The organism is Shimia sp. NS0008-38b, from assembly GCF_040370365.1.
Classification (GTDB): Bacteria; Pseudomonadota; Alphaproteobacteria; order Rhodobacterales; family Rhodobacteraceae; genus Shimia.
In genome coordinates, this window is record NZ_BAABWQ010000003.1 from 574259 (window position 1) to 600123 (window position 25865).

26 protein-coding genes are annotated in these 25865 nt (G+C 55.9%); 17 read left to right on the forward strand and 9 right to left on the reverse strand.

The window, feature by feature from the left end; genetic code table 11:
- Positions 1 to 7 precede the first annotated feature (7 nt).
- Both ABWV47_RS14960 and ABWV47_RS14965 read left to right on the forward strand, forming a co-directional pair.
- Positions 8 to 1039: a branched-chain amino acid ABC transporter permease gene (locus ABWV47_RS14960; RefSeq protein WP_353313197.1), complete on the forward strand. Its 1032-nt coding sequence runs from the start codon at positions 8 to 10 to the stop codon at positions 1037 to 1039.
- A 2-nt stretch (positions 1040 to 1041) separates the two neighbouring features.
- Entirely contained in the window at positions 1042 to 2097 is a 1056-nt protein-coding gene (locus tag ABWV47_RS14965; RefSeq protein ID WP_353313199.1) for a branched-chain amino acid ABC transporter permease, read from the forward strand.
- Positions 2098 to 2101: 4 nt separating this feature from the next.
- On the opposite strand, the gene ABWV47_RS14970 is transcribed toward ABWV47_RS14965, so the two are convergent.
- The gene (locus ABWV47_RS14970; RefSeq protein WP_353313201.1) at positions 2102 to 3304 is read right to left on the reverse strand and encodes a DUF3095 domain-containing protein; all 1203 of its coding nucleotides are present in this window, start codon (positions 3302 to 3304) and stop codon (positions 2102 to 2104) included.
- Between the two features lie 167 nt (positions 3305 to 3471).
- On the opposite strand from ABWV47_RS14970, the gene ABWV47_RS14975 reads away from it, so the two are divergent.
- Together ABWV47_RS14975 and ABWV47_RS14980 are read left to right on the forward strand one after the other, a co-directional pair.
- Positions 3472 to 4644, forward strand: coding sequence for an MFS transporter (locus ABWV47_RS14975; RefSeq protein WP_353313203.1), 1173 nt, complete (start codon positions 3472 to 3474; stop codon positions 4642 to 4644).
- Between the two features lie 132 nt (positions 4645 to 4776).
- On the forward strand, positions 4777 to 5799 hold the full coding sequence (locus ABWV47_RS14980) for an aspartate-semialdehyde dehydrogenase (RefSeq protein ID WP_353313205.1): 1023 nt from the start codon (positions 4777 to 4779) through the stop codon (positions 5797 to 5799).
- Positions 5800 to 5896: 97 nt separating this feature from the next.
- Here the strand turns inward: ABWV47_RS14980 and ABWV47_RS14985 are convergent, their stop codons facing one another.
- Positions 5897 to 6106, reverse strand: coding sequence for a hypothetical protein (locus ABWV47_RS14985; RefSeq protein ID WP_353313207.1), 210 nt, complete (start codon positions 6104 to 6106; stop codon positions 5897 to 5899).
- Positions 6107 to 6403: 297 nt separating this feature from the next.
- Here ABWV47_RS14985 and ABWV47_RS14990 point away from each other — a divergent pair, with 297 nt between their 5' ends.
- Positions 6404 to 8215 (forward strand): hypothetical protein, encoded by a 1812-nt coding sequence (locus ABWV47_RS14990; protein ID WP_353313209.1) that lies wholly within the window; start codon positions 6404 to 6406, stop codon positions 8213 to 8215.
- A 118-nt stretch (positions 8216 to 8333) separates the two neighbouring features.
- The gene (locus ABWV47_RS14995) at positions 8334 to 9974 is read left to right on the forward strand and encodes a mucoidy inhibitor MuiA family protein (RefSeq protein WP_353313211.1); all 1641 of its coding nucleotides are present in this window, start codon (positions 8334 to 8336) and stop codon (positions 9972 to 9974) included.
- 85 nt (positions 9975 to 10059) lie between these two features.
- Here the strand turns inward: ABWV47_RS14995 and ABWV47_RS15000 are convergent, their stop codons facing one another.
- A complete protein-coding gene (locus tag ABWV47_RS15000) occupies positions 10060 to 10710 on the reverse strand; it encodes a carbonic anhydrase (protein WP_353313213.1) in 651 nt (216 codons plus the stop codon).
- Between the two features lie 149 nt (positions 10711 to 10859).
- Between ABWV47_RS15000 and ABWV47_RS15005 the strand changes: the two genes are divergently transcribed.
- The 4 genes from ABWV47_RS15005 (at position 10860) to speB (ending at position 14539) form a co-directional block, all read left to right on the forward strand.
- Entirely contained in the window at positions 10860 to 11240 is a 381-nt protein-coding gene (locus tag ABWV47_RS15005) for a hypothetical protein (protein ID WP_353313215.1), read from the forward strand.
- 73 nt (positions 11241 to 11313) lie between these two features.
- The gene (locus ABWV47_RS15010; protein ID WP_353313217.1) at positions 11314 to 12705 is read left to right on the forward strand and encodes a leucyl aminopeptidase family protein; all 1392 of its coding nucleotides are present in this window, start codon (positions 11314 to 11316) and stop codon (positions 12703 to 12705) included.
- The gene (locus tag ABWV47_RS15015; RefSeq protein ID WP_353313219.1) at positions 12705 to 13580 is read left to right on the forward strand and encodes a C40 family peptidase; all 876 of its coding nucleotides are present in this window, start codon (positions 12705 to 12707) and stop codon (positions 13578 to 13580) included. Before ABWV47_RS15010 ends, ABWV47_RS15015 begins: the two co-directional genes overlap by 1 nt.
- Positions 13577 to 14539: an agmatinase gene (gene speB, locus ABWV47_RS15020; RefSeq protein WP_353313221.1), complete on the forward strand. Its 963-nt coding sequence runs from the start codon at positions 13577 to 13579 to the stop codon at positions 14537 to 14539. Before ABWV47_RS15015 ends, speB begins: the two co-directional genes overlap by 4 nt.
- Before the next feature lie 162 nt (positions 14540 to 14701).
- On the opposite strand, the gene ABWV47_RS15025 is transcribed toward speB, so the two are convergent.
- Positions 14702 to 15049, reverse strand: a complete 348-nt coding sequence (locus ABWV47_RS15025) for a DUF2794 domain-containing protein (protein ID WP_353313223.1) — start codon at positions 15047 to 15049, stop codon at positions 14702 to 14704.
- A 482-nt stretch (positions 15050 to 15531) separates the two neighbouring features.
- Here ABWV47_RS15025 and ABWV47_RS15030 point away from each other — a divergent pair, with 482 nt between their 5' ends.
- The gene (locus ABWV47_RS15030) at positions 15532 to 15930 is read left to right on the forward strand and encodes a c-type cytochrome (protein ID WP_353313225.1); all 399 of its coding nucleotides are present in this window, start codon (positions 15532 to 15534) and stop codon (positions 15928 to 15930) included.
- A gap of 16 nt (positions 15931 to 15946) precedes the next feature.
- On the opposite strand, the gene ABWV47_RS15035 is transcribed toward ABWV47_RS15030, so the two are convergent.
- Positions 15947 to 16225: an I78 family peptidase inhibitor gene (locus tag ABWV47_RS15035; protein WP_353313227.1), complete on the reverse strand. Its 279-nt coding sequence runs from the start codon at positions 16223 to 16225 to the stop codon at positions 15947 to 15949.
- A 146-nt stretch (positions 16226 to 16371) separates the two neighbouring features.
- Here ABWV47_RS15035 and ABWV47_RS15040 point away from each other — a divergent pair, with 146 nt between their 5' ends.
- A complete protein-coding gene (locus ABWV47_RS15040; protein ID WP_353313900.1) occupies positions 16372 to 17505 on the forward strand; it encodes an S-(hydroxymethyl)glutathione dehydrogenase/class III alcohol dehydrogenase in 1134 nt (377 codons plus the stop codon).
- A gap of 76 nt (positions 17506 to 17581) precedes the next feature.
- Here ABWV47_RS15040 and ABWV47_RS15045 read toward each other — a convergent pair whose 3' ends face one another.
- Positions 17582 to 19183 carry a BCCT family transporter gene (locus ABWV47_RS15045; protein ID WP_353313229.1) on the reverse strand — a complete coding sequence of 534 codons (1602 nt, stop codon included), beginning with the start codon at positions 19181 to 19183 and terminating at the stop codon, positions 17582 to 17584.
- Between the two features lie 350 nt (positions 19184 to 19533).
- Positions 19534 to 20163 carry a TetR/AcrR family transcriptional regulator gene (locus ABWV47_RS15050; RefSeq protein ID WP_353313231.1) on the reverse strand — a complete coding sequence of 210 codons (630 nt, stop codon included), beginning with the start codon at positions 20161 to 20163 and terminating at the stop codon, positions 19534 to 19536.
- A gap of 126 nt (positions 20164 to 20289) precedes the next feature.
- Here ABWV47_RS15050 and mbfA point away from each other — a divergent pair, with 126 nt between their 5' ends.
- The 4 genes from mbfA to ABWV47_RS15070 all read left to right on the forward strand — a co-directional run bounded on the left by mbfA (position 20290) and on the right by ABWV47_RS15070 (position 23751).
- Positions 20290 to 21264: an iron exporter MbfA gene (gene mbfA / locus ABWV47_RS15055; protein WP_353313233.1), complete on the forward strand. Its 975-nt coding sequence runs from the start codon at positions 20290 to 20292 to the stop codon at positions 21262 to 21264.
- A 219-nt stretch (positions 21265 to 21483) separates the two neighbouring features.
- Positions 21484 to 22413 carry an AEC family transporter gene (locus ABWV47_RS15060; RefSeq protein WP_353313235.1) on the forward strand — a complete coding sequence of 310 codons (930 nt, stop codon included), beginning with the start codon at positions 21484 to 21486 and terminating at the stop codon, positions 22411 to 22413.
- A 39-nt stretch (positions 22414 to 22452) separates the two neighbouring features.
- A complete protein-coding gene (gene fghA, locus ABWV47_RS15065; protein ID WP_353313237.1) occupies positions 22453 to 23286 on the forward strand; it encodes an S-formylglutathione hydrolase in 834 nt (277 codons plus the stop codon).
- A gap of 15 nt (positions 23287 to 23301) precedes the next feature.
- A complete protein-coding gene (locus ABWV47_RS15070; RefSeq protein ID WP_353313239.1) occupies positions 23302 to 23751 on the forward strand; it encodes a YaiI/YqxD family protein in 450 nt (149 codons plus the stop codon).
- Between the two features lie 146 nt (positions 23752 to 23897).
- Here the strand turns inward: ABWV47_RS15070 and ABWV47_RS15075 are convergent, their stop codons facing one another.
- Together ABWV47_RS15075 and ABWV47_RS15080 are read right to left on the reverse strand one after the other, a co-directional pair.
- Entirely contained in the window at positions 23898 to 24377 is a 480-nt protein-coding gene (locus ABWV47_RS15075; RefSeq protein ID WP_353313241.1) for an SRPBCC family protein, read from the reverse strand.
- Complete coding sequence (locus ABWV47_RS15080; protein WP_353313243.1) at positions 24370 to 24750, reverse strand: ArsR/SmtB family transcription factor; 381 nt, start codon at positions 24748 to 24750, stop codon at positions 24370 to 24372. The genes ABWV47_RS15075 and ABWV47_RS15080 overlap by 8 nt, the downstream gene beginning before the upstream one ends.
- 131 nt (positions 24751 to 24881) lie before the next feature.
- On the opposite strand from ABWV47_RS15080, the gene ABWV47_RS15085 reads away from it, so the two are divergent.
- Positions 24882 to 25856 carry a DMT family transporter gene (locus tag ABWV47_RS15085; RefSeq protein WP_353313245.1) on the forward strand — a complete coding sequence of 325 codons (975 nt, stop codon included), beginning with the start codon at positions 24882 to 24884 and terminating at the stop codon, positions 25854 to 25856.
- Positions 25857 to 25865: the final 9 nt, after the last annotated feature.

A 25865-nucleotide genomic window follows, 5' to 3' on the forward strand; every position in this document is an offset into this window, starting at 1 on the left:
GCCAGCCATGAGCGTCGCCCCTGAACACGCCCCCACCATGGCGCGCATGTCGCTGGCCGAGCGGCTCGCACCCTATGCACCTATTCTGTTGGTCATCGGCCTGATCATCGCCGGGTTCATCGCCATACCCGCAACCTCCAGTTGGCTGACCCTCACCGTATCTGGCCTCGCCATGGGGATGATGATTTTCATCATGGCTTCCGGCCTCACGCTGGTGTTTGGCCTCATGGATGTGATCAACTTTGGCCACGGAGCGTTTGTGTCTGTTGGCGCCTTTGTGGGCGTGTCCTCCTTGTTGCTCTTGGAACATATGACCGGCGCACCAAGCTTGATGATGAATCTCACAGCGATGTTGGTGGCGATCATAGGCGCCATGGCGGCCACCGGCCTGATGGGCTGGGCGTTTGAGCGCGTGATCGTAAAACCGGTTTATGGCCATCACCTCAAACAGATCCTTGTGACCATGGGTGGTCTCATTGTGGTGGAGCAATTGATCATCGTGTTTTGGGGACCGGAAGAGATCTACATCACCCGTCCTGAAAGCCTCAAAGGCGCGATCACTTTTGCTGGCGCCGCGCTTGAAAAATATCGGCTGGTTGCGGTCGGCATTGGGCTGGTGGTGTTTCTCGCCATGCGCTTCACGCTGCGCCGCACAAAGATCGGCCTGATCGTGCGCGCCGGGGTAGAGAACGGGGAAATGGTGCAAGCGCTTGGATACAACCTACGGCTGGTCTTCATCGGAGTGTTTGTAGCAGGGTCCGCGCTGGCCGGACTGGGCGGTGTGCTTTGGGGCCTATACCAAGAAGTCGTCACCGCCCATATGGGCAACCAGACCATGATCCTTGTGTTCATCGTGGTGATCATCGGCGGGCTCGGCTCGGTGGAGGGCTGCTTCATCGGTGCGCTTCTGGTCGGCCTGCTGCAAAACTACGTGGCCTTTCTCGAGCCCAAAGCAGCGTTGATCTCCAACATCGCCCTCATGGTGGCGATCCTGATGTGGCGCCCAATGGGCATGATCCCCGTGGTAAAGGCGAAATAGCGATGCTGAGAAAACTGCTGTCCGGCGACACACCTCGCTCGCCAATTTTGACCGTCCTCCTCATTGCGATTTTGGTCTGCCTTGCCTTGGCACCATTCTTGTTTCCTGGTGTCCGTTCGGTCGACACAGCCGCCCGCATCTGCATCTTCATCGTGTTGGTGGCGTCTTATGATCTGCTGTTGGGCTATGGCGGCATCGTCAGCTTTGCTCACACCATGTTCTTCGGCCTCGGCGCGTATGGTGTTGCACTGGCCAGCACCCACATCGGGCGCGGCTTTGATGCCATGTTGGTGGGTACCGTCACCGGCGCCGCACTTGCGGCTGTGCTTGCACTTGTGATTGGCCTGTTTTCGCTACGGGTCCGCGCAATCTTCTTTGCGATGATCACATTGGCGGTCGCCTCCGCCGTCGCTGTGCTGGTCAGTCAACTCTCAAGCCTGACAGGGGGAGAGGACGGCTTGTCCTTCAAAATCCCCCGCACGCTTGGCCCCGCTTTCAAATTTGCCGATGGCGAGCTCTTCGGCGTGAAAGCGAACGGAAAGCTTCTGAAATACTACCTTGTCTTCATCTCCTGCTTCTTGCTGTTCCTGCTGATGTTACGGGTGGTAAACTCGCCTTTCGGCCGCGTGCTCCAAGCGATCCGCGAAAACGATTTTCGCGCAGAGGCCATCGGCTACCGCGTCGTTCACTACCGTGTGGCTGCAACCTGCTTGTCAGCAGCCATCGCAGCCACAGCTGGCGCGCTCTACGCAATCTGGCTGCGCTACGTGGGCCCTGACACCACGTTGTCCATGGAGATCATGATCGACATCCTGCTGATGGTGGTGATTGGGGGGATGGGCACGATGTATGGCGCAGTGATAGGTGCCACCCTCTTTGTGCTTGCGCAAAACTACTTGCAGGGCGTGCTCTCGCTCGCAGGCGACAGCGTCAGCGCGCTGCCCCTGTTGCCCGACCTGCTCAATGCAGATCGCTGGCTCCTTTGGCTCGGTGTGCTCTTTATCCTGTCGGTCTACTTCTTCCCAACAGGGATCGTCGGCCGGCTGCGCAGCAAATGATGCGTCACGCGGCCTGCGCACGTAAGTTGCGGGCCGCAAGCGCATAGCCACCAGCGGCACCATCCACGAAGTGCATGTGGGCTGCATCCATTGGCGACTGCACAAGGCAGGTCATCATCGCCTCTGCCTGTGCATGAATTCCATATCGTATCGAACCCGCCTTCCGCGCTTCACGCAAAATACCTTCCAGCACAGCCTGTGATTCCGGATCACAGTCCAATGTCATCTTCAGTCCATCATCAAACTTCCGATAATCTGCGTTCTGCGCCACTTCGGCACGATAAAGTTTGGGGTCAAAGGCGCCAATCCGCAGCCCACTTTTCATCACGGCCCAAATCAACGCATTGCTCACAAACAGACCTGCCAACCGCAGCACATAACTGCCACGTTGCCGCACACGCGCTTCAAGTGTCATGCCTGGCGGTGGGAATTGTACGCCCGGCCCGTGGCGCGGCACGGGGTGCGCTTCACGTTCCCCCCCGCTTGCGGCGGCAACAAGGCTGCGCGCGATTTTTGCGAATTCGTCCTCCGGGACACCAGGTTGCGGTGCAACAACCAAGGATACAATCGCGCCGCGCTGCGTTTTGACATTAGACCAGCGACACGACAGCCCAGTCAGATCCGGCGCATCGCCACTGCTCACCCCTTCGGCCAGCTTAAGCGCACCTAGCTTCATCTGCGCTTCAGCCCATGCAAGTCCCCCACCGGCGAACATCGCATAGTCTACGCCCTGCGACGGCGCATAGCGCGCAACGCGTACATCTGCCCCCGCGGCGCGGATCTCGCCCACGGTCACGGTCGCCACGCGCAGCTCTATTCCGTATTCTTGTCGAGCCCAGCGCCGCACGTCATCCAATGCGCGTTCTGCCGCCACACGTTGGGTGGGCCATACCGCAAATCCGGCCCCATCGCCGCCAAACACATAAGGCAGCGCTTGTTTCTGGGCCGCATTCAATTGCGCTGAAATCACAGCAGCGCCAACAAGGTTCACAACCTTATATCGCCCGCGGCTGATTTCATGGGTGGACCCAACGATATCGGCGACGCCGACGACCCAATCATCCGGCAGCGGTACATACCGGCGCAGCTCGGTCATCAAGGCAAAGTCATCGTGACGGGGAATGTTTCCGTAGTAAGCATGTGTGGATTGTTCAATAAACACTTTTTCCAAGGCTCCCTGCAGCGTTTGGCGAAATACGTATTCCAATTGGCCCTTCCCTAAGGCCTAAGTGGGAGCAGTACGCACCAATTCAACTTTTGGGTCATGCACGTCTGCACACAGCTGCGTGATCATCCCACTTGCCTTTCACCCCTCAATCCGATCAAGTCCGCGACGCAGTGCCTCTGACCATCGGGGCCGGGGAGGAGACCCACATGCGCATGGATTTGATGTTGCTGTGCTTGGCATATGTGCTGAGCCAGTTTTTTCGCGCCTTTTTGGCGGTGCTGACCAAAGTGTTAGAGATCGACGTCGGCGCTATTCCTGCTGATCTCGCGTTTGCATCTGGTCTTTGGTTTTTGATCTTTGCCGCGATGCAAATCCCGGTTGGCGCCGCGTTGGACAAATATGGTCCCAGACGTACGTCGGCGATTTTGCTACTCATAGGCGGCGGTGGCGGGGCCGCGCTGTTTGCAATGGCCAGTACTCCGCTGCACATATCCGTTGCGATGGGCCTCATCGGTGTGGGCTGCTCGCCGGTGCTGATGGCCAGCTATTTCATTTTTGCGCGCACCTATCCGCCTGCGCGCTTTGCCACTTTGGCCGCGCTCATGCTTGGCGTTGGATCCTTTGGCAATCTTATTGCCGCCTACCCAACCGCTTGGGCTGCGGAAACCATCGGATGGCGTGCCACGCTCTGGGTGCTGGCAGCAATCAGTGCCGCGATCTCTGTTGGCCTTTGGGCTACCGTTCAGGACCCGGCCCCAGCCGAAGGCGACGCAAAAGGCTCCGTTTTGGATCTTTTGAAGATCCCCGCTCTGTGGCTTTTGTTCCCGCTGATGTTTGTAAATTACATGCCTGCCGCAGGTATTCGTGGACTTTGGATTGGGCCCTATCTTTCGGATGTATTCAGCCTCACCACCAACCAGATCGGGCAAGCCACTTTGGTCATGGGCGTTGCTATGATCGTTGGCACCTTTGCATATGGACCCGCAGATCGCATCCTCAAGACCCGAAAATGGGTGATCATTGGTGGCAATCTGCTGGGCGCTCTGGGGTTGATCGGCCTCACTTTGTTTACAGACAGCAGCGCCATTCGCGCCATTCTCATGATGTCCGTGGTTGGGTTCTGTGGCGCCAGCTTTCCGGTGCTCATCGCCCATGCCCGCAGCTTCTTTCCCGAACATCTCACCGGGCGCGGGGTCACTTTGATGAACCTCTTTGGCATCGGCGGGGTTGGCATTATGCAATTTGGCTCAGGCAAACTGCATAGCGCAATTGCCCCCACAAGTCCGCTCTTGGCCTACCAGTCTCTCTTTGGCCTACTGGCAGGACTGGTTCTGCTTGGTGCGCTGATCTACTGCTTCTCTGAAGACCGGATGGATTGATGCAAAATTCTCCGCCAAAACGCCATCATCGAAAACCTGAATGGACCTCATCAGCAATTTCACGCACCGTCCCCCTTTTTTCTTGGCTCAAACGGGGCTAAGAGGGCGCGTCGTTAATATTGGAGACCTAAGATGGGCTATCGCATCGTTATCGCTGGCGCCACGGGCAACGTGGGTCGCGAAATGCTGAATATTCTGGAGGAACGCCAGTTCCCAGTGGATGAGCTTGCCGTACTGGCCAGCCGCCGCAGCCAAGGCACCGAGGTCACCTTCGCCGACAAAACCCTGAAAATTCAGGATATTGAGCAGTTCGATTTTTCCGGCTGGGACATTGCGTTGTTTGCGATTGGCTCAGACGCTACCAAAAAATACGCGCCTGTTGCGGCGGCTGCTGGATGTGTCGTCATCGATAACAGCTCGCTCTACCGTTACGATCCGGACGTGCCGTTGATTGTACCGGAGTGCAACGCCGAAGCGATTCACGGCTATTCCAAGAAAAACATCATCGCCAATCCAAACTGCTCCACCGCGCAGATGGTTGTGGCACTCAAGCCGCTGCATGACCGCGCAAAAATCAAACGCGTTGTGGTATCCACATACCAATCGGTGTCTGGTGCAGGCAAAGATGGAATGGACGAGCTGTGGGATCAGACCAAAGCGGTCTACAACCCAACCTCTGATGTGCCGCCAAACAAATTCACCAAAGAGATCGCATTCAATGTGATCCCACACATCGATGCCTTCATGGAAGACGGCTCCACCAAAGAAGAGTGGAAGATGGTCGCTGAAACCAAGAAAATCGTCGATACCTCGATCAAAGTTACTGCGACTTGTGTGCGTGTGCCTGTATTTGTGGGCCACTCCGAAGCGATCAACATCGAATTCGAAGAGTTCCTCGACGAAGACGAAGCGCGCGACATCCTGCGCGAAAGCCCAGGCATCATGGTGATCGACAAGCGTGAAGATGGTGGCTACGTCACACCCAAAGAATGTGTCGGTGATTTTGCGACCTTTATTTCGCGCATCCGTCAAGACAGCACTTTGGACAATGGTCTGAACTTGTGGTGCGTGTCTGACAACCTGCGCAAAGGCGCTGCACTGAACGCTGTGCAAATCGCCGAAACACTGGGCCGCGAAGTGCTCAAGAAGGGCTAAACCGACCTAACCAATACAAAAAAGTGCGCCTCATTTCGGGCGCACTTTTTTTGCGGCCTATGTATGCCGCCAAAAACTTATTTGGTGAGGTCAGGTTTCAGCCAGCTGACACTCTAAAGTCACTTGCCACATGTTCACGCAGTTCTTTGCGCTGTTCATCGGTCAGCCCGTGCCCGAGGCGAAGAGCCAAACGTTTCGCAGCATATTCGACGTAAGAGTCCACCATATCTTCTTGGACGCTTTTCCCTTGATCACGGAGATACGCGTGCTCGCGTTTCCAAAGGGCCGAAGACTTTCGAAGTGTCATTTTGCGGATCCACTTAGTGGTTTTTTTGAGTTCTTGGGTCGGGGTCATACCACACTGGCCTTTAGCCGTAAATATGGTCCTCCAAAGCCCTTTCAATGGCAAAGTTACACACAGTCTCGTGTGCTCATCCTAATTTAGTATTGACGAAACGCACAAATCAAATGTCTTTTGTGAGAACTATTTATTTTTTTTCAGGAATTAAATTTGAATACCGGGAACAAAAACCTAATCGCCCATTCCGTGGGAAATGCTATTTCAACATTACTACCTACGGGATCGCTTACGCTCCCAAGTGGAATGACGTCTCTGGACTCCGACCTATTTGCCACTCTTTTACCCAAAGACCCCAAAGAGCGATGCAGTGACGTTCCGATGTTCCCGACAGATGTGTTCGCTGTAGCTGGCTATCTCCTAAAGCTGGGTGGGGTGATCGCCTTTTTTGATCCCTCCCCCTACACGCCACCTGAAAAAATGCAGCCCTGCCATTTCAGCCTTTCGATCCAAGAAAGAGAAGATGCCGACATCGCAGCCGAAAACTGGAGAGATCCCAAACAGAAAGTGAAAGGTGAGCCTCCTGAGTTGGTTCAAAAGCTTTGGGACACCTTAATCGCCGCATGGGACGATCCCGTCACTCCGGGCACTTACCTTTCCAAAAACAGCGACCGGTATGGCACACCAGAGTGGTGGAAAGCCGCAACTTTGCTGGCCATGATTGCCGATATGGCCTGCAATCGTCTCCTAAGGGATCCCCTGCCAAAATATGATCCAAGCCCGTTTGAACAGTGGGTGGCGGGTTGGTATCTCAGCGAAGACAACCCCGACGGCTCCTCACCGTCTTCTGAAGACCCTGATGCCGACAGCGGCATCGCGGCCACAAGCAAACCCCCGGCGTCTCTTTGTCAAATGGTCGATAGCGCGGTCGTCTGCGTTATGCCCAAGGTCCGAGTGGCGCCGGTTGGCGCGGCCATGCGCAACCTATCGCGCAATCTTGCTTTGCTGCCTGGTCGCGGGGAAGTTCGCTGTTCCTGGATTTTGTCGCCTGCGGTCGACGAAAACGACAAGATCGAAGATTTTGAAACCCTAGACATCCTACTTATCCCGGAACCGGCAGAACTTTTTGCACATAGTTTCATCGCGGAAAACGACGAGCATATCTCAGCCAAAGACAAACACTACTACAAGCGCAATTGGGAGAATTTCGGCATTCGTCAAGATTGGTTGCTTGATCCAGACGACGACGAAGAGCACCACGAAAAAACCAGCGAATTTTTGAAGCGCTGTATCGGCTTCATGAAAGAAGCCAAAAAGCAGTCACGCACCGTCAATGGCGTCGTGTTGCCGGAGTATGCGCTCACTTTCAAGGTTTTCGAGGACCTCTGTAAACTGCTCAAAAAGGTCGAGCCCAACCTAGAATTCATCATTTCCGGAAGCAGTGACAACTGCGAAGTTGTCAACGGTGGGGAGCCTGAGCCGGGTAACCACGTGCTCACACGCGTGTGGTATTCGGCGGAAGATCATGAAACCACCAGCCGCCGCAAGCATCACCGCTGGCGCATGGACCGCAACCAAGTGGAAACCTATGCGCTCTCCAGCGCCCTAAATCCCAAAATTCCATACTGGTGGGAGGACTCTCCACTTGGGCGCCGCGAAGTTCATTTTCATCGGTTCCGGAAAAAATCAGTGTTCAGTGTGCTCATTTGTGAGGAATTGGCACGCTCAGAACCTTGCCACGAAATTCTAAGGTCTGTGGCGCCAAACTTGATTTTTGCTTTGCTTATGGATGGTCCGCAAATCCGCGAACGCTGGCCCGCGCAATATGCGTCCAATCTTGCGGATGATCCCGGAAGCTCGGTGTTGACGTTCACGTCTTTTGGACTGATTGACCGCGCCAACAAACAAGGTCGATATACACCCAACCGTTCGATTGCACTGTGGAAGGATGACGGCGGCAATGTGGTGCAACTGAACATGCCCGAAGGTGCCAAACACGGTGCGGTTCTGCTCTCACTTTGGTCAGAGCATGTGCTGGACCGCACCATCACTGGGAAAAACTCTGAGGCGCGGAGCTGGCGCTACAGCAGCCATTTCCCGATCACCTTAGCTAAGTAACCAACCGTCAGACGGCAAAACAAGCGACCTCTCGCCAAAATTCTTGTGTCTCGCAAACCTACCTTGCCACGCCTGATCCCACGTGGTCGTCTTCGCGCAAACAACACACAGGTGATTGATGAAACACGTCCTTTTTGCTGCCGCGCTCACGCCGCTGACGTCGCCCCTATGGGCGGACACCATTTTGGTCAACGCGCCGGTCACGGCCGCTACGCTCTATTCAGAAGGCGCAACCGTCACCCGAAGCGTGCCGTTTTCTGCTCCGGAAGGCAGCCACGAAATCCTGATCACCAACTTGCCGGAAAGTCTTGATCCACTCTCGGTGCGGGTCACTCTTGATGGTGCAAATTTGGGCACCGTCGCTGTACGCGAAAGTCGCACCCTGCCCCACCTTACCGAAGACAGCGTCGACCTAAAGACTGCCAAGTCCCTATTGGAAGAGGCCGAAGCCACTCTTGCCAGCACCCAAGACGCCCGCGACGATGTGCTAATGCAGGCAGAAGCCGCCCGCGCGCGAATGACCTATCTGGCCACCCTTAAAGGCCCGTCGGACACAGCCGCGTCGCCGGAAACGTTGAGTGCCACGCTGGCCCTGATCGGCAAAGAAACTCTGGCTGCCCAACGCGAAGCCGCAACCGCAGAACGGGAGGCCCGGCGCTTTGACAAAGCGCTTGAGGAGCAGACAGAGGCGGTTAAGGAGGCACAGCAAACTGTCGATGCCCTGACCCCGTCTCAATCTGACAACGCCATGCTGGCCATCGCCATGACGGCCTCAGCGGACACCGATGCCACATTGACACTGACCCATCTGGCTGACGACGTAGAATGGGTACCCGTGTATGACATCCACTTGGACAATCTCGACGATCCAAGCCTGCGCATGAAACGCGGCGCATTTCTTTACCAAGACACTGGCGAAGATTGGGACAACGTCGCAATCACACTCTCGACCAGCCGTCCGGACGAACAGAACACCCCAGCGACGCTTTATCCAAGACGCCACTACATCTACAAACCAGAACCACAGCCCAAAATGCAGTTGGACCGCAGCTATGTAGCCTCGGAAATGGGCGCTATGGCAGACCCAGTGGTTGAACCGGTCCTAATAGAGGAATCGGCCGACTTTGGCATGGGCTTGGACGGTCTCACCGCCACCTACACCTATGACAAATCCGTCTCGCTCACTTCAGGTAGTGATTATCTGCGCATCGCGCTGGACACTCTGGATTTGTCGCCAAAGATCTATGCAATGGCCAACCCACTGCATGACGACACAGCTTTCCTGATGGCTGAGGCCACCAACACCAGCGGCGAGATGATCCTGCCCGGCTTTGTCTCCAACGCCTACCTCAACGGCACGTTTGTTGGTGAAATCGACCTCCCGCTCATTTCCAAAGGCGCAGAAATGGATCTGCCGTTTGGGGCCATTGACGGCCTGCGTTTGACCGATGTCGTGACCGACCGCATAACCGGGGACACCGGCGTGATCACCACCCGCAACGAGCGCAGCGAAACTCGCGTGTTCACCGCTGAAAACCTCACCGACCGCGCTTGGGACCTGCGCCTGATTGGTCAGGTGCCCTACAGCGAACAAGAAGATCTGGTGATCACCCATCAAGCCCAACCCGCCGCCACAGACACAAACTACGACGACAAACGTGGTGTTCTAATGTGGCAAACACCCTTGAACGCCGGTGCCAGCTTTGACGTGACCCTCTCACACAAACTGCAATGGCCAACCGATATGGAATTGCGCTGATGCGCGTATGAGGGCTCTCAAAAACAAAATGCCCGCAGGAAAATAGCGGGCATTTTAAACGTCTTTGCATGGAACCGTCATCGGATCAGACCTGCGAAAACCCCTCAATGGCGCTGTCGTAAGCCTCAAGTCCACCTTCCGCAATATTGTGCCACAGACCGTGCAATGTCAGCGTCCCGGCGTCCACACGATCTTTCACAAACGGGAAGGTCATCAGATTGTCCAGAGACACCAGCACAGAGCGTTTTTCCAAGGCGCGCGCCTGCTCTGCCGGGTCTTTGATATCGGCCACATCGTCGTAACCTGGCCGCAGCACATCCATCCACCGCCCCACAAAGCTGTCTTTGGCCTCCAGCGCAGGTGCATGGCCTTTGCACATGTCGATGCACCCTTGCACACCACCACACTGGCTATGGCCCAACACCACAACATGCGCGACTTTCAGGGCTGTCACAGCATATTCAACGGCCGCACTCGTACCGTGTTGATTGCCGTCGGGTTGATAGGGGGGCACGAGGTTGGCGATATTGCGGTGAATGAAGAATTCACCTTGGTCTGCGCCAAAGATCGACGTCACATGCACACGGCTGTCACAGCAGCTGATAATCATCGCGCGCGGATGCTGTCCTTCAGTGCCCAGATGTCGGTACCAACTCTGGTTTTCCTGATAGGTCGTTGCTTTCCAACCTTGGTAGCGTTGCACCAAATAGGACGGCAGGGGTTTGATATGATCCATGGTTTCTCCTCACGCGTTCTATGCGGAATAGGAGATATTTAGCTGTAATTCGAGAGAAAATCACGATCCTAAGAAACTTTTTGAGAAGGATTAGCCGCCAATGATGCAAGCAACCGTTGGGGGTGCCACGGGAATACTTAGGGTGAACTATGTCTCAAATTGCAAAGCTCAAAATGTCGGAGCATGCCGTCGTTGATCAAGATGAACTGACGCGCATCTTCATTCGCATGGATCCAAAAGAGGCCGAAGAGACCTTTATGGGGCTCATCAAATCTCTCACCGATCATCTCGCGATGGCCGGGAACCATCTTCGATCCAACAATATCTCCGAACTGGCAGATACGATGGCTCTTGTCGAATTGATCTCTGGTCGTCTCTGTATGACGGCATTGGCGCAAGTGGCCGAAGACGTGATGGAATGCTGTGATCGCAATGATGCGGTCGCGCTTTCAGCCACGCATGCCCGTTTGATCCGCGTCGGCGAAAGCGCGCTGCGTGAAATTTGGGATCTGAAGCGCGACTATATCTGAACACGCTTGCAGGCAGCGCACCAACCGCTAGGCTGATGATCAAACAGCCCATTACCGGTGTGAAAGGTGCGATATGTCTCTTACGTTTGCTTCTCCTGACAGCTCTGCCGTTGTCCCCCTACACGTGGTGGACAGCGACGGGTTTGCCCATTGGAAAGAGGCGCAACCCGAGGCCCTCCGCGCCTTTGTCACAGCAGCAGGGTTCAAGCCCTCCATCGGAACCACGCTTTTGGTACCAGATGCCACCGGTGCGCCACGCCTCGCGCTGGCGGGTTTGGGCAGCGCCAAAACCCGCGCACGGGGCCGCTTTGCCTTGGCGGCTGCCGCTGCCAACCTGCCCAAGGGCACCTATGCGTTGGCGACGCCGTTACCTGCAAGCGATATTGAAGTTGAAGCTTTGGGCTGGCTGCTGTCGGGCTACGCCTTTGACCGCTATGCCAGCAACAAAGGCAGCACAGCCAGCCTGATCTGTCCCGAAGGTGTGGACAGCACCAAAGTTGAAGCCATTGCTGCAGGTGAAGCCTTAACTCGGGATCTGATCAACACGCCGGCATCTGATATGGGCCCCCAAGAGCTCGAAGATATGACACGAGCCTTGGCCCTGCGCTTTGGAGCCACTTGCATTGTCACCACTGGTGCTGCCTTGTTGGAACAGAACTTTCCCATGATCCACGCGGTTGGCCGCGCCGCCAGCGAGGATCGCGCGCCCCGTCTGATTGACATGCGTTGGGGCAGTGATGGTCCCACCCTAACCTTGGTTGGCAAAGGGGTGTGTTTTGACACCGGTGGGCTCAATCTGAAACCCGGCGCGTCTATGGGCTTGATGAAAAAAGACATGGGCGGAGCTGCCACGGTGCTCGGACTGGCACAAATGATTATGGCGCTGAACCTTCCACTGCAACTGCGCGTGTTGATCCCAGCTGTCGAAAACGCGGTTTCGGGCGACAGCTTCCGCCCCGGCGATATCCTGACCTCACGCAAAGGGCTCACCGTTGAAATCAACAACACCGATGCCGAAGGCCGCCTTGTGTTGGCTGATGCGCTTGCTTTGGGCGCAGAAGAGACCCCTGATTTGATGATTTCCATGGCGACCCTTACAGGTGCTGCACGTGTGGCGGTTGGCCCTGACTTATCCCCCTACTACACCGATGACGCGTGGTTTGTAACGGCATTGGAAAAAGGCAGCGCTACAGTGGCTGATCCAGTGTGGCGCATGCCGTTTTGGGACCCTTATGAAAAAATGATTGAACCTGGCATCGCCGATTTGGACAACGCACCCGCAGGTGGCTTCGCAGGATCCATCACCGCAGCCCTTTTCTTGCGCCGCTTTGCCGAAGATCAACGCTATGCCCATTTTGACATTTACGGCTGGAACCCGTCAGCCGCCCCTGCCCGCCCGAAAGGTGGTGTTGGTATGGGAGCAAGGGCCATTCTGGCGGCCTTGCCTGAGGTGCTCAATCTCTGATGAACACGCATCCTGACAAGCGCCTGATCGCCAGCACTGGTCGCATCGCAGCTGAGCATTTGCGCGGCGTTGTGAAGGCTGACAGATACGTCAGCACCACGCCCTATCGCGTTGCCATGGTGGTGGCCGATCTCCTGTCCGCGCCCGGCGGCACCCGGGAACGCCAAATGCTGCGTGGCGAAGTGTTTCACGTTGTGGTCAAAGAGGCCGGCATGGCATTTGGCTACGCCGAAAAAGATGGCTATGTCGGCTGGGTGGACATTGGGGATGTGCTCAGTCACCCCAAACAGACTCCAACGCACCGTATTTCGGCGGCACGCAGCTATGCAAAATCCACGCCGGGCCTCAAGACAATGGGACTTGTCACGCCGTTGCCTTTTGGCACCCGCCTGGTGGTCACTGCAGAACGGGACGGCTGGTCCCGCATCGCATGGGACGGGGGACAGACCACCCGCGACCTCTTTGTTCCCAGCGGCCATTTGGTGCCGATTGACACCGTCGAAACCGACCCTGCATCCGTCGCAGAGCGCCTGATTGGCACGCCGTACCTTTGGGGCGGGAATTCGTCGTTTGGATTGGACTGCTCAGGCCTTGTACAAGCCGCTCTGCACGCCTGCGACATCACCTGCCCCGCTGATAGCGATCAGCAAGAGGCCGCCTTCGCTGATGCAGAAGGTGATCCTCAACGCGGCGATCTGCTGTTTTGGAAAGGCCATGTGGCCATGGTCACCGACCCCGAAACCATGATCCATGCCAACGCGCACCACATGGCGGTCGCCTATGAACCCATCGCACAGGCCATTGTGCGCATTGAGAGCCAAGGCGACGGAGCGCCCACATACCACAAACGCCCACCAAACGGAGATCCAAGATGAGCAGTGGTTTTTTTCAACCGGTGTCAGGAATGGACGTCCCGCGATTTGCCGGTGTGCCTTCGTTTATGCGCCTTCCGGTGATGGAGCTTGATCATCCGCGCATTTCAGACCTGCAGCTCGGCGTGATAGGTGTTCCTTGGGACAGTGGCACCACCAACCGCCCTGGCCCTCGGCATGGGCCCCGGCAATTGCGCGATGCCTCCACGATGATCCGCGCTCAGAACGGCGCCACACGGGTGCGCCCTTTTGATCTTGTGAACTGTGCCGATCTTGGCGATGTCGGGCCAAATCCCGCGGACATCCATGACAGCATGGAGCGCATCACCGCCTTTTACGAAGAGGTTCTGGCAAAAGACATCGTGCCTTTGACCGCAGGCGGAGACCATTTGACCTCCCTGCCCATCTTGCGCGCCTTGGCCAAAGACCGCCCGCTGGGAATGGTACATTTCGACAGCCACACCGATCTGTATCACAGCTACTTTGGGGGCACGATGTACACCCATGGCACACCGTTCCGCCGGGCCGTCGAAGAAGGGCTGCTGGATCCCAAACGTGTGGTACAGATCGGCATTCGCGGCAGCACCTATGACGATGAAGACACTGACTTCGCCAAATCTGTTGGCATCCGTGTGATCCGGATCGAAGAGTTTTTTGCCCGTGGCTGCGCGGATGTGATGGCAGAGGCACGCGATATCGTCGGCGATGCCGCCACATACGTCAGCTATGACATCGACTTCGTCGATCCAACGTTCGCGCCCGGCACCGGCACGCCCGAAGTTGGTGGTCCCAACAGCTTTCAAGCCCTCGAGGTCGTTCGGGCATTGGATGGGTTGAACATCGTTGGCGCTGACATGGTTGAAGTTTCGCCGCCCTTTGACAGCAGCGGCGGCACTGCATTTTTGGGCGTATCGATCATGTTTGAATTGCTCTGTGTGATGGCGACACACCTGAGCAAATAATCCAGATATGCACCTTTCCGCGCGGGTGTTGGGGGCGTTGCCCCTGACACACCTGAGATGAATCCCAACGGGATTTCGAACCCCCAAACAAGACATCTGCGGCCTCTGCAACGGAGGGCGATCAGAATCTTCGGGACGCTGCTCCCGCCTCATTTTTGAAGGTCAGCCGACCGACCGGATCAGCTTGCGCTCTAGAACCCGTAAGACCGACTTCAGTTCATGCCCCCGCTTGAGAACCTGCCCGTCCATCCCGATCACTGCATATAGCCCCTGCTTATTGCGCAGTTTTGGGCGTTTCTCGATGCGGTAAAGCGGATTTTCCGCTGTCCGCCGAAAGATGGAAAAAACCGCCACTTCTCTCAAAGAGGAAATGCCATAGTCGCGCCACTCGCCTGCGGCCACCATGCGACCATAGAGACCTAAGATAAGCGCCAACTCGGTGCGATGAAACGCGACCTGTTCAGGAGGTTTTTTAGGAGGGTGCAACGCGGAAGGTGGGTGTGCATTCATAACTTTAGATTTGCGCTCTTTAACAGCAAAAGCAACCCCTGTGCGGTTTCGCGTGGTGCGCGCCTTACTTCCGCCACAGATTCATCCGGAAATGGCCCCTGTGCGATCCTCTTTTCGCCCAAGCTGGAGGGCATCTTAGTCTCATAGCGAAACTAAGACGCTACCTTCGGCGGCGCGGCATTATTGCCCCCACCCAGTCTGCGCCGCCGGGGGGCACTTATTTTTGGGGGCACGTTCCAAAACATGCATCTTCACCGTCCTTTTGGGGCGGTGTTTTTTTTGACGCCCCTCCGCCTTCAACACGCATAAAGCCTGATTGCCAGGGCGTCACAGGTCAAACCTCACGCTTCAACTGTGCGTGTACAGATGATTTCGGCCACGTTTTCACTTGATTTTAGGCTCCATAGTGCGCTGCACTGTCCCCAAACAACACAGGACACCTCATGCGCCGCCACATCTTTATTGCCGCTGCTATCTGTTTCATGACGCCCGCGTATGCACACAACGGTGTGAAGGACCCAGACGTCATGGCCCGGATGATGTCTATGGAGCAAATCGGTGCTGCCTTTAAAACACTGGTCAGCATGGCCAAACAAGAAGTGCCATTGCATCAGGCAAAAGCGCGCATGGCACGCGACACCATTGTCATTCAGAGTGGTAAAGTAAGCGCACTCTTTATGAATGGGGCCACCGACCCAAAATCTGAGGCCTTACCGGCGATTTGGGACGATTGGGCGGCGTTCACCGCTAAGGCCGACAAGCTCACCAAATCTGCACAGGCGCTAGACTTTACAGATCGCGCAGCTTTGGCAGATACACTTGGTGCCGTGGGCAGTGCCTGCCGCGCATGCCACAAACCCTACCGTGCGAAAAAGAAATGAGCGCGCGCCTAAAGGCCTAACCACAGCTCACTTTCAAGATTTTCCCGTCAGCGTTGTGCACAACGTTTAATCTGTTCTCGTGATAGTCCATGGTTGCCGGGTCGTTTTCACCCAAAACCCGCACCATTTCGGGAACAATGACCCCCTCAAGTGCGCTTTTGTCTTGTCCGACAAGAAACTCAAAGGCGGCAGGGTCACAAGACGTACTCCCTTGAACTGCCACCTTTTCTTCTTTGCACGCGGCCAACGCCGCCAACCCGGCGACACCCGCCGCTGTCAAAAAACCAAACCGCATTACAACACTCCTTTGTCGCACACCATCACAGTTGCTTCGTCCTTACATTGCACCTATCACAAGGACTTCGCTATGCTTCCAATAAGGTTGCAACGCGACACTGTTTCAACCACGCTCCATGCAAACTAGGGAGAATAGGCAGAATGATGCGCACCCGTGCCGCCGTCGCTTTGGAAGCCGGCAAACCATTGGAAATTATGGAAGTAAACCTCGAAGGCCCAAAAGCGGGCGAGGTTCTCGTTGAAATTAAGGCCACTGGGCTTTGCCATACCGATGAATTCACCCGATCCGGCGCAGATCCGGAAGGGCTGTTCCCGTCTATTCTGGGCCATGAGGGTGCAGGCGTCGTGATGGAAGTTGGCGAGGGCGTCACCACGCTGAAGCCAGGCGACCATGTGATCCCGCTCTACACTCCGGAATGCCGCGAATGCCATGCCTGCTTGTCGGGCAAAACCAACCTCTGCACCGCCATCCGAGGCACTCAGGGTCAGGGGCTTATGCCAGATGGCACCTCGCGCTTCTCCATGCTGGATGGCACGCCGATCTATCACTACATGGGGTGCTCGACCTTCGCGAACCACACCGTGATGCCCGAAATTGCGCTGGCCAAAGTGCGCGAGGACGCGCCATTTGACAAGATTTGCTACATCGGTTGTGGCGTCACCACCGGCATCGGTGCGGTGATCAACACTGCGGGCGTAGAAATCGGCTCTTCCGCAGCGGTCTTCGGCCTTGGTGGCATCGGCCTGAATGTGATCCAAGGCCTACGCATGGCAGGGGCGGACACCATCATCGGTGTCGATCTGAACGATGACAAAGCGGAAATGGCCAAGAAGTTTGGCATGACTCACTTTGTGAACCCATCCAAGCTGGGGGATCAATCCACCGTTGAGGCTATCGCGAACATCACCAAAACTGAGAAAGATCAGTTTGGCGGCGTCGATTACTCCTTTGACGCCACGGGCAATGTGCACGTCATGCGTGATGCATTGGAATGCTCTCACCGTGGTTGGGGTGTTTCTGTGATCATCGGCGTGGCGCCCGCAGGTGCCGAAATCTCCACACGCCCGTTCCAGCTGGTCACCGGCCGCGTTTGGAAAGGCACAGCCTTTGGCGGCGCAAAAGGCCGCACCGACGTGCCGAAATTTGTCGATTGGTACATGGACGGCAAGATTGAGATCGACTCCATGATCACCCACAAGTTGGCCCTAGATGAAATCAACCACGGGTTCGATCTGATGCACGAAGGCAAATCCATCCGTGCTGTTGTGGAATTTTAGATCCTCACACACCATAAAAAACGTGCGCCCAAGGGCGCACGTTTGTCTGTTCTGGGGCGAGCCTCTTCCCAGAGTTCTAGAGCTTGGCGTGTTCCGCTTTCAAAGCCAGCCAGAGGCAATAGCACATGATCAGCACCACTAAGGTGAATGGAATGCCGGTGGAGACCGCTGCCCCCTGAAGTGCTGACAATCCACCGCCCAACAGCAGTGCAATTGCTACCAGACCTTCCAGCGTGCACCAGAACACCCGTTGCACCACCGGCGCATCCATTTTGCCGCCGGCTGTAATCGTATCAATCACCAACGAGCCACTGTCGGAACTGGTCACAAAGAAGATGATGATCAGCACCAAGGCGATGGGTGCCACAATCGGATACAACGGCAGCTCTTTGAGGAACCCAAACAACGCGCCTTCTGGTTTGTAGCTGTCGATCACCGTCGCACGCACGCCTTCGGCAGCACCTGCATTCAGCAAGTCGATCGCCGCCCCCCCAAAGGTAGACATCCACAATGCACAGACCGCGGTCGGCGCAATCAGCGCGCACAAAACAAACTCACGTACTGTGCGGCCTTTGGAAATCCGCGCAATAAACATGCCCACAAACGGCGACCACGCGATCCACCATGCCCAATAGAAGGTGGTCCATCCGTGGAAAAAGCTGGTGTCCTCGCGCCCAAATGGATTGGACAGCGCGGGCAACATGACCACGTAATCCACCATAACCGAGAAGTAACGCGAAATGGCTGCGCCAATACCAGTGGCCAGCATCACAAACACAAACAGCCCAACCGCCATGATCATATTGATCTCAGAAAGGCGTTTCACACCCGCGTCCATGCCCAGCAAAACGGAGCCCAACGCGATCACTGTGATGCCGATAATCAACAACACAATCACCGTATTGCTCGGCTCGATGCCAAACACCTCATAAAGCCCCGCAGCAACTTGTTGCGCGCCCAAACCCAAGGAGGTGGTCAGCCCAAACAACGTCGCGAAGACGGCCAGCGTGTCGATAAGATGACCCCACCATCCCCAAACACGCTCCCCCAAAATCGGGTAGAACGCAGAGCGCAGCGTCAATGGAAGATCCAGATTGTAGCAAAAAATCGCAAGCGACAAACCAACAGCCGCATAGATCGCCCAACCTTCCAGCCCCCAATGGTGAATGGTGCCGACCACACCGATGTATTCATTCCCGGGTGCTGAGGCATCAATCCCCAACGGGCTTGCGCCGCCGCCTTCAGAGAAGTTGTAGTACACCGGCTCCAGAACGCCAAAGAACAGCAACCCGATGCCGATACCCGCCGCAAACATCATCGCAATCCAACCCGCGTAGGAGTAGTCAGGCGTAGCATCTTTGCCGCCAATCCGAACGGCCCCGACGGGCAAAACGATCAGCGCGAGACAGAACAACGTGATTGCATCAACCGACAACACAAGAAACCAATCAAATGTGCTGGTCAACCATGGCCTCAACCAGCCGAAAAACGTGGCTGACGCCTCTTGATTGGCCAATGCCAAAAGCACAAAGGCCCCGATCAAAATACTGGATATGAGGAACACAGGATTGTGGATATCTAGGCCAAATGGCCGGATATTGTCCTGCCCCAATTCATATTCGGTTTCATAGTCCCAGACCCGTGGATCTGGATCGAGCATCTTCTTTGTTTTTGACATAATCGCACCTTGTTACACGCACCAAGTCCTTAAAGCGTTGCACAGAAAATATGCATCTGTCCAACATCTTACTTGGAATGACTCCGTAACCGGCCCACACTCGACCATGCTATTTGCGAGGTCTATTGCTATGGTTTGCAACTCCCCTACCAACAACAAGAAAGCAGAAAATAGGATTGCTATTCAAACGCTTAATTCACTCAAAAGTTGAAATCAGGGACGGCCAACACGTGGGGCCGATGCGATGTTAGAGCTGCAAAATTTGGCTCGGAGTTTTCGCTTTACCGCGTTTCAAAATGTCGGTGCTGATAGACCGGAGAACCGGACTGCAAACAGTTGAACGGCCCAAATCAGGCCACGTCCGGCACTCCATACCGCGCCATAAACGTCGCAATGGCGCCATCCACCACATGATCAATCTCGCTTTGGGCAAAGCTGGTCTGAACCCCAGTAACTTGCCGTAAAAACAGCCCCGCTTTGCACAGTTCCGCAAATTGATCTGCCGCCAAAGCATAGTCTTCAATCTCCAGCTCACCGCGCTCTACCGCCAGATCAAAAAACTCGATCAATCGGGTTTTCAAAACACCGGGTCCGGTTTCGTAAAACTGTCGGCCAATCTCGGGAAATCTCTCGCCTTCGGCGACGCATACGCGAAACATATTACGCCCAAAATCGGACAGAATGATTGCCATCAACCCGCGTCCAACCACGCCGAGCACCTCCGGCACCCGCTGTTCAACATCCACCGATGCCTCCAACTGCTCGGCCTGTTGACTGCACACAAAACGCGCCACTTCCATGAACAACATACTTTTGTCAGGAAAGTAGTTGTACAGGGTTGCTTTGGACACACGGGCATCTTGGGCAATCAAATCCATGCTGACGCTCTCAAACCCGCGCTGCATGAACAAACTGCGTGCGCTGTCCAAAACCTGCGCAAATTTGCGCCCCTTGCGAATGATTGGAGCCTGTTCGTTCATAAGTGTATGCAGGTGGCCTCCCAGCGTGCCGTATCGATGACCCTACACTGCCATACAACATCGCAGCAAGTCTTGCACATCTAACAAAGACGTGATTTTTTAGAATCATTCTAAAAAGGAGATGTCATGCGATTTCTACCCCATCACAAGAGATTGCGCGATTTGTCAGAACAAGAAGTCCTCGCGCTTGCAATTTCCTCAGAGGAGGACGACGCCCGCATCTATCGTGGCTTTTCCCAACAGCTGCGCGAGACCTATCCCGCAACCGCTCAAATCTTTGAGGACATGGCCAAAGAAGAAGACACGCACCGTCAATCGCTGATATCCCGACATCAGGCACGGTTTGGTGAAACAATCCCACTCCTGCGACGCGAACACGTCGCCGGGTTTCACACCCGCCGTCCGGTTTGGCTCGCCACCAATCAGAGTTTGGACACCATACGCGGCCTCGCAGCGCAAATGGAGCGGGACGCTGAAAACTTCTACCTGAAGGCGGCCAAGCAAGTGTCGGATTTGCAGACTCGCAAATTGCTTGGCGATCTCGCCGCCGCAGAAGCAGGACACAAGCAATCCGCTGAACAGTTGGAGGACGCCCACCTTGATCCAAGTGTCCGTGAGACCGAAGATGAAAAGGCCAACCGCCAGTTCATCCTGACGTGGGTACAGCCAGGGTTGGCCGGGTTGATGGACGGCTCTGTTTCCACGCTGGCCCCAATTTTTGCCACAGCCTTTGCCACACAAGACACTCATACCACGTTTCTGGTTGGATTGGCGGCCTCCGTTGGCGCAGGCATCTCTATGGGATTCACAGAAGCGGCGTCAGATGACGGTGAGCTGTCTGGGCGCGGGTCCCCAATCAAACGCGGTGTGGCGTCTGGTGTTATGACAACCGTTGGCGGTCTGGGACACGCGATGCCCTATTTGATTCCGGACTTCTGGACAGCGACCATTCTGGCGCTCATCGTCGTGTTTGTTGAACTTTGGGCAATTGTCTGGATTCAGAACCGTTTCATGAAAACGCCCTTTGGACGTGCCACATTCCAAGTGGTTTTGGGCGGCGCATTGGTGTTCGCCGCCGGAGCATTGATTGGCAACGGGTAGCCACCTTGAGACATCTGCGTCTTTGGGGCGAATGCCCGCATGGCGGCGCCCTTTCGGAGCTGCTTTCTGCAACCGATCTTTGCACTTGCGCGAAATACTCGCCGTCAATGTCGGTTGCAGGTGACGTTCCCGAAGCGAAACGTCGCGTGTGATCGCAACCCTGTCCAAGTCTTCAGCGGCCCATTTGCCAACACCAACAAACCTGATAAGGCATGCTGCATGCTGGCAATTTTTCTGAAAACACTGCCGTTCTTTGCGATCATCGGCCTGGGCTATTGGGCCGGACGCACGCGATTCTTCTCATCCGAAGCCACCGCCTACCTCACCAAATTTGTTTTCTACTTTGCACTCTCAGCCATGTTGTTCCGTTTCGCTGCCAACCTCAGCCTTGCCGAGGTGCTCAACTGGCGCCTGATTGGCGGCTACCTCTTTGGCTGTTCCGCCATCTATGCCATTGCCACCGCCGTCGCGCTGCTGCGCAAACAAGACATCGCCACCGCTGCGGTTGAGGCGCAATGCGCCATCATTGGCAATGTTGGTTTTCTCGGTGTGCCCATGTTGACGCTTCTGATGGGACCAAAGGCCATTGGGCCGGTCATGTTGGTGTTGGCCGTGGACCTGATCGTTTTCTCGAGCTTGATTGTGATCCTGATCACAGGCAGCCGCGATGGCCGTATGCACATCGGCGTGTTGAAAACGGTCGCCATGGGTCTGCTACGCAATCCGATGATTGTTGCCATTTCACTTGGGTTCCTCTGGTCCGCTCTGGAAATTCCGATCCCTGAACCCATGAACGAGTTTCTCGCCATCCTTGGAGGAGCGGCCACCCCTGGCGCGCTCTTTGCCATTGGTGCGTCACTCGCGGGCAAGTCTGCCGAACGCGTCGAAGTGGCACTTTGGTTGACCTTTGCCAAACTGATCCTGCACCCACTTCTTGTGGCCGTCGCAGTGCTTTGGTTGTTCCCGATCGACGCCTACTCAGCTTCTGTGGTGATTGCAGCCGCAGCGCTGCCGGTGGCTGGAAATGTCTATATGCTCGCGCAACATTACGGTGTCGCGCCACAACGGGTGTCGGCTGCGATCCTGTTCTCCACCCTATTCTCCATCGCCACGGTCAGCCTTGTGATTGCATGGGTCACCCAACTCTGACATCTTGGTCTCCGATCCTTTTGGCAGGAGGCCATTCCCATGGAAATCATCTCAGAAAACCGCGCCTTTGGCGGCACCCAAGGCGTTTATAGCCACAGTTCCCACAGCACCCACTGCGATATGACCTTCGGCCTGTTCCTGCCCGAAGAAGCCCAGGGGGGTCCTGTGCCCGTGATCTGGTATCTTTCCGGCCTGACCTGCACCCATGAAAACGCCATGGTAAAAGCGGGTGCGCAGCAATGGGCGGCGGAACAGGGCATCGCCCTTGTGTTCCCGGACACCTCACCACGCGGTGAGACTGTTGCGGACGATCCCGCGTATGATCTGGGCCAAGGCGCAGGGTTTTACGTGAACGCCACCCAAACGCCGTGGACCCCGAACTACAACATGTGGGACTACATCACCGAAGACTTGCCGTCGTTCCTGCAAGAGGAATTCCCAGTTGACCTGTCACGCCAATCCATAATGGGCCACTCCATGGGCGGCCATGGCGCGCTGACCATGGCCATGTCCCTGCCCCGCCGGTTCCGCTCTGTGTCAGCCTTTGCGCCAATCGCCAACCCCACCGCCTCTGAATGGGGCCGCAAACAACTGACCGCCTATCTGGGCAACGACGAAGCAGCTTGGGCCCCTCATGACGCCACATTGCTTATGAAAGACAAGGGCTTTGACGGCCCCATGCTGATCGACACGGGCACCAACGATCAGTTCATTGACCTCCTGCGTCCCGAAGCTTTGGCACAGGCCGCCAATGCCCGCCGTCAGGAAGCCACGCTGCGGCTGCAAAAGGGCTATGATCACAGCTACTTCTTTGTCTCAACCTTCATGGAAGAGCACATCGCCTTCCACGCTGAAGCCCTCTACGCAGATTAAGCGAGATCCATACCTATGACTGCCATCTACGTGGATGCTGACGCGTGCCCGGTAAAAACCGAAGTCGAACGCGTTGGCACCCGCCATAAAGTGAAAATCTACGTTGTATCCAACGGCGGGTTACGTCCGTCGCAAAACCCGTTGGTGGAAAACGTGATTGTGCCCGAAGGCCCTGATGTGGCTGACATGTGGATCGCCGACCGTGCCAAGACAGGGGATGTGGTTATCACCGGCGACATTCCTTTGGCGGCCAAGTGTGTGGAGAGCGGTGCGCGCGTGTTAAAACACAATGGCGAAGCGCTCACCTCTGCCAATATCGGCAATGTCCTCGCCACCCGCGACCTCATGGCAGACCTGCGCGCCGCAGATCCTTTCCGCCAAGGTGGCGGCAAAGGGTTCACCAAAGCTGACCGCTCGCGGTTTCTTGAGGCTTTGGAGCGGGAATTGCGCACGGCACAACGCTAAAACCTGCACGCCGCAGACCAAAGGATACGGTGAACGCGAAAGTCGGGCGGCCTGACTGCGCAGATCAGCCTTAGACACCGAAACGCCCGCCCGAGCGCAGACCAAGGCAGGCGTTTCTTGTAACAAGAATAGAATTTCCTGACGTCTTACAGCAGCGTTTCCAGAAGGTCGAAACCTTTGCCCCAACCGCTGTCCATGCCCCCCATCATTTCGGCAAAACAAGCCGCTTCTTCTGCACTGGCATCCACCGGCACCTGCTCCAACTTCACCTTTGTCTGCCCTCCATCCTCAACGAATGTCACCGTGGTCAAAAGTTTCTGAGGCCAGTTCGGCATCATAGGGTTGGGGCTTTGTAGCCACTCAGCATCCGTGCTGTGATGTAACCACACAATTTTCTCCGCCTGTGTGACCTCTTGAAACTCCATGCGGCTGTAATCTGATGTCTCGCCCCACTTCATCTCATTGAGCCACCGACCACCGGCGCGCAGATCAAACTCATGGATCACCGTCTCCACCCCTGGACCATACCACACAGCCAACAGTTTTGGGTCACTCCACGCTTTCCAAACCAACGCCTTGGGCGCGTCAAACACACGAGAAAAAATGTAAGTTGGCATGTCAGTCATCGTTCAAATCATCCTTTTCAATGGTGGTCGGCGTCTCGGCTTTTAAAGTCTCAAGCAAGTCATCCAACTGATCAAAACTGGTTCCCCAGAAACGTTTGAATTGCTCCATCCATGCCACAGCCTCTTTCATAGGGGCGGCCTTCAAATAGGCAGGGCGGCTTTGCCCAATCTGTCCGCGCGCGATCAGACCCGAAGCCTCCAACACCTTCAAATGTTTGGAAATTGCGGGCTGGCTCATCTCAAACGGTTCCGCCAATTCTCCGACACTGGCCTGCCCCTCAGACAGCCGCGCCAAAATGGCGCGACGGGTCGGATCGGCCAGCGCCGCGAAGACGGCGTTCAATTCCGGATTTATATAATCAATTGGTTTCATAACTTAATGGTTATGATATTCATCCCCACCGCGTCAACCCATTGGACCTCAACAGGCGCGAAACACACATTGCCGACACCTTGGTCGTTTTTGGTCTAGACCTGCCGGTTGTTTCGCGCCTTTCTGCCGCCATGCCTCACACCCGCGCCACTTTGCCTCTCGGCCCAATCTCCGCTCTCGTTGCGACGTTTTTCTTTTCGATCAACGACGCTGCAATCAAATTTTTATCCGGAGACTACGCGCTGCACCAAATCGTGCTGACGCGCTCGCTGATCGGACTGGCGATTTTGCTGGCGATCATCGTTCCGCTAACGGGCGGCCTATCGGTTTTGCGCACAAAGCGCATGAGCATGCACATGCTGCGCGGCTGCTGTGTGGTCTTTGCCAATACCAGCTTTTTCCTCGGCCTTGCGGTCCTGCCTTTGGCCGACGCCATGGCTGTGTTCTTTATCTCTCCCTTGATCATCACCTTGTTTTCGGCGCTGTTCCTGCACGAAAAAATCGGCCCTCGCCGTCTGATCGCGGTGGCCGCAGGAATGGTCGGGGTTGTGATTATGATCCAGCCCGGTGGCGGCAGCTTCAACGCCGCGCTCCTTCTGCCGATCATCGCAGCAGTGGCTTATGCCTTCCTGCATGTGCTGACCCGAAAAATCGGGGGCACCGAAAGCGCAGCGACCATGTCCGTCTATATACAACTGGTGTTCATCGTGATCTCTGCCACCGTCGGTCTGCTGCTGGGACACGGCAAATGGGAAGATGCGGGCGGCGATATGCTTGGATTTCTGATGCGCGCGTGGCACCTGCCCGCAGCCTCAGACTGGTGGCTGTTGACCCTACTGGGAATCGCCAGCGCTGGCGGTGGCTTTTTCATCTCTCAGGCGTACCGCTTGTCTGAAGCCAGCCTGATTGCCCCGCTCGAATATGTCGCTTTGCCCATGGCGGTTGGCTTTGGGATTGTGGTCTTTGATGAATGGCCAGCGCGCACAACATGGCTTGGCATGGCGTTGATCATCGGTGCCGGCCTCTTTGTCTTTTGGCGAGAGACCAAAGTGGGCACAAAAACAGGCACGTCGGTGGCACCTGACCGCCCCCGCACCCGTCGCTAAGCGCGCCCG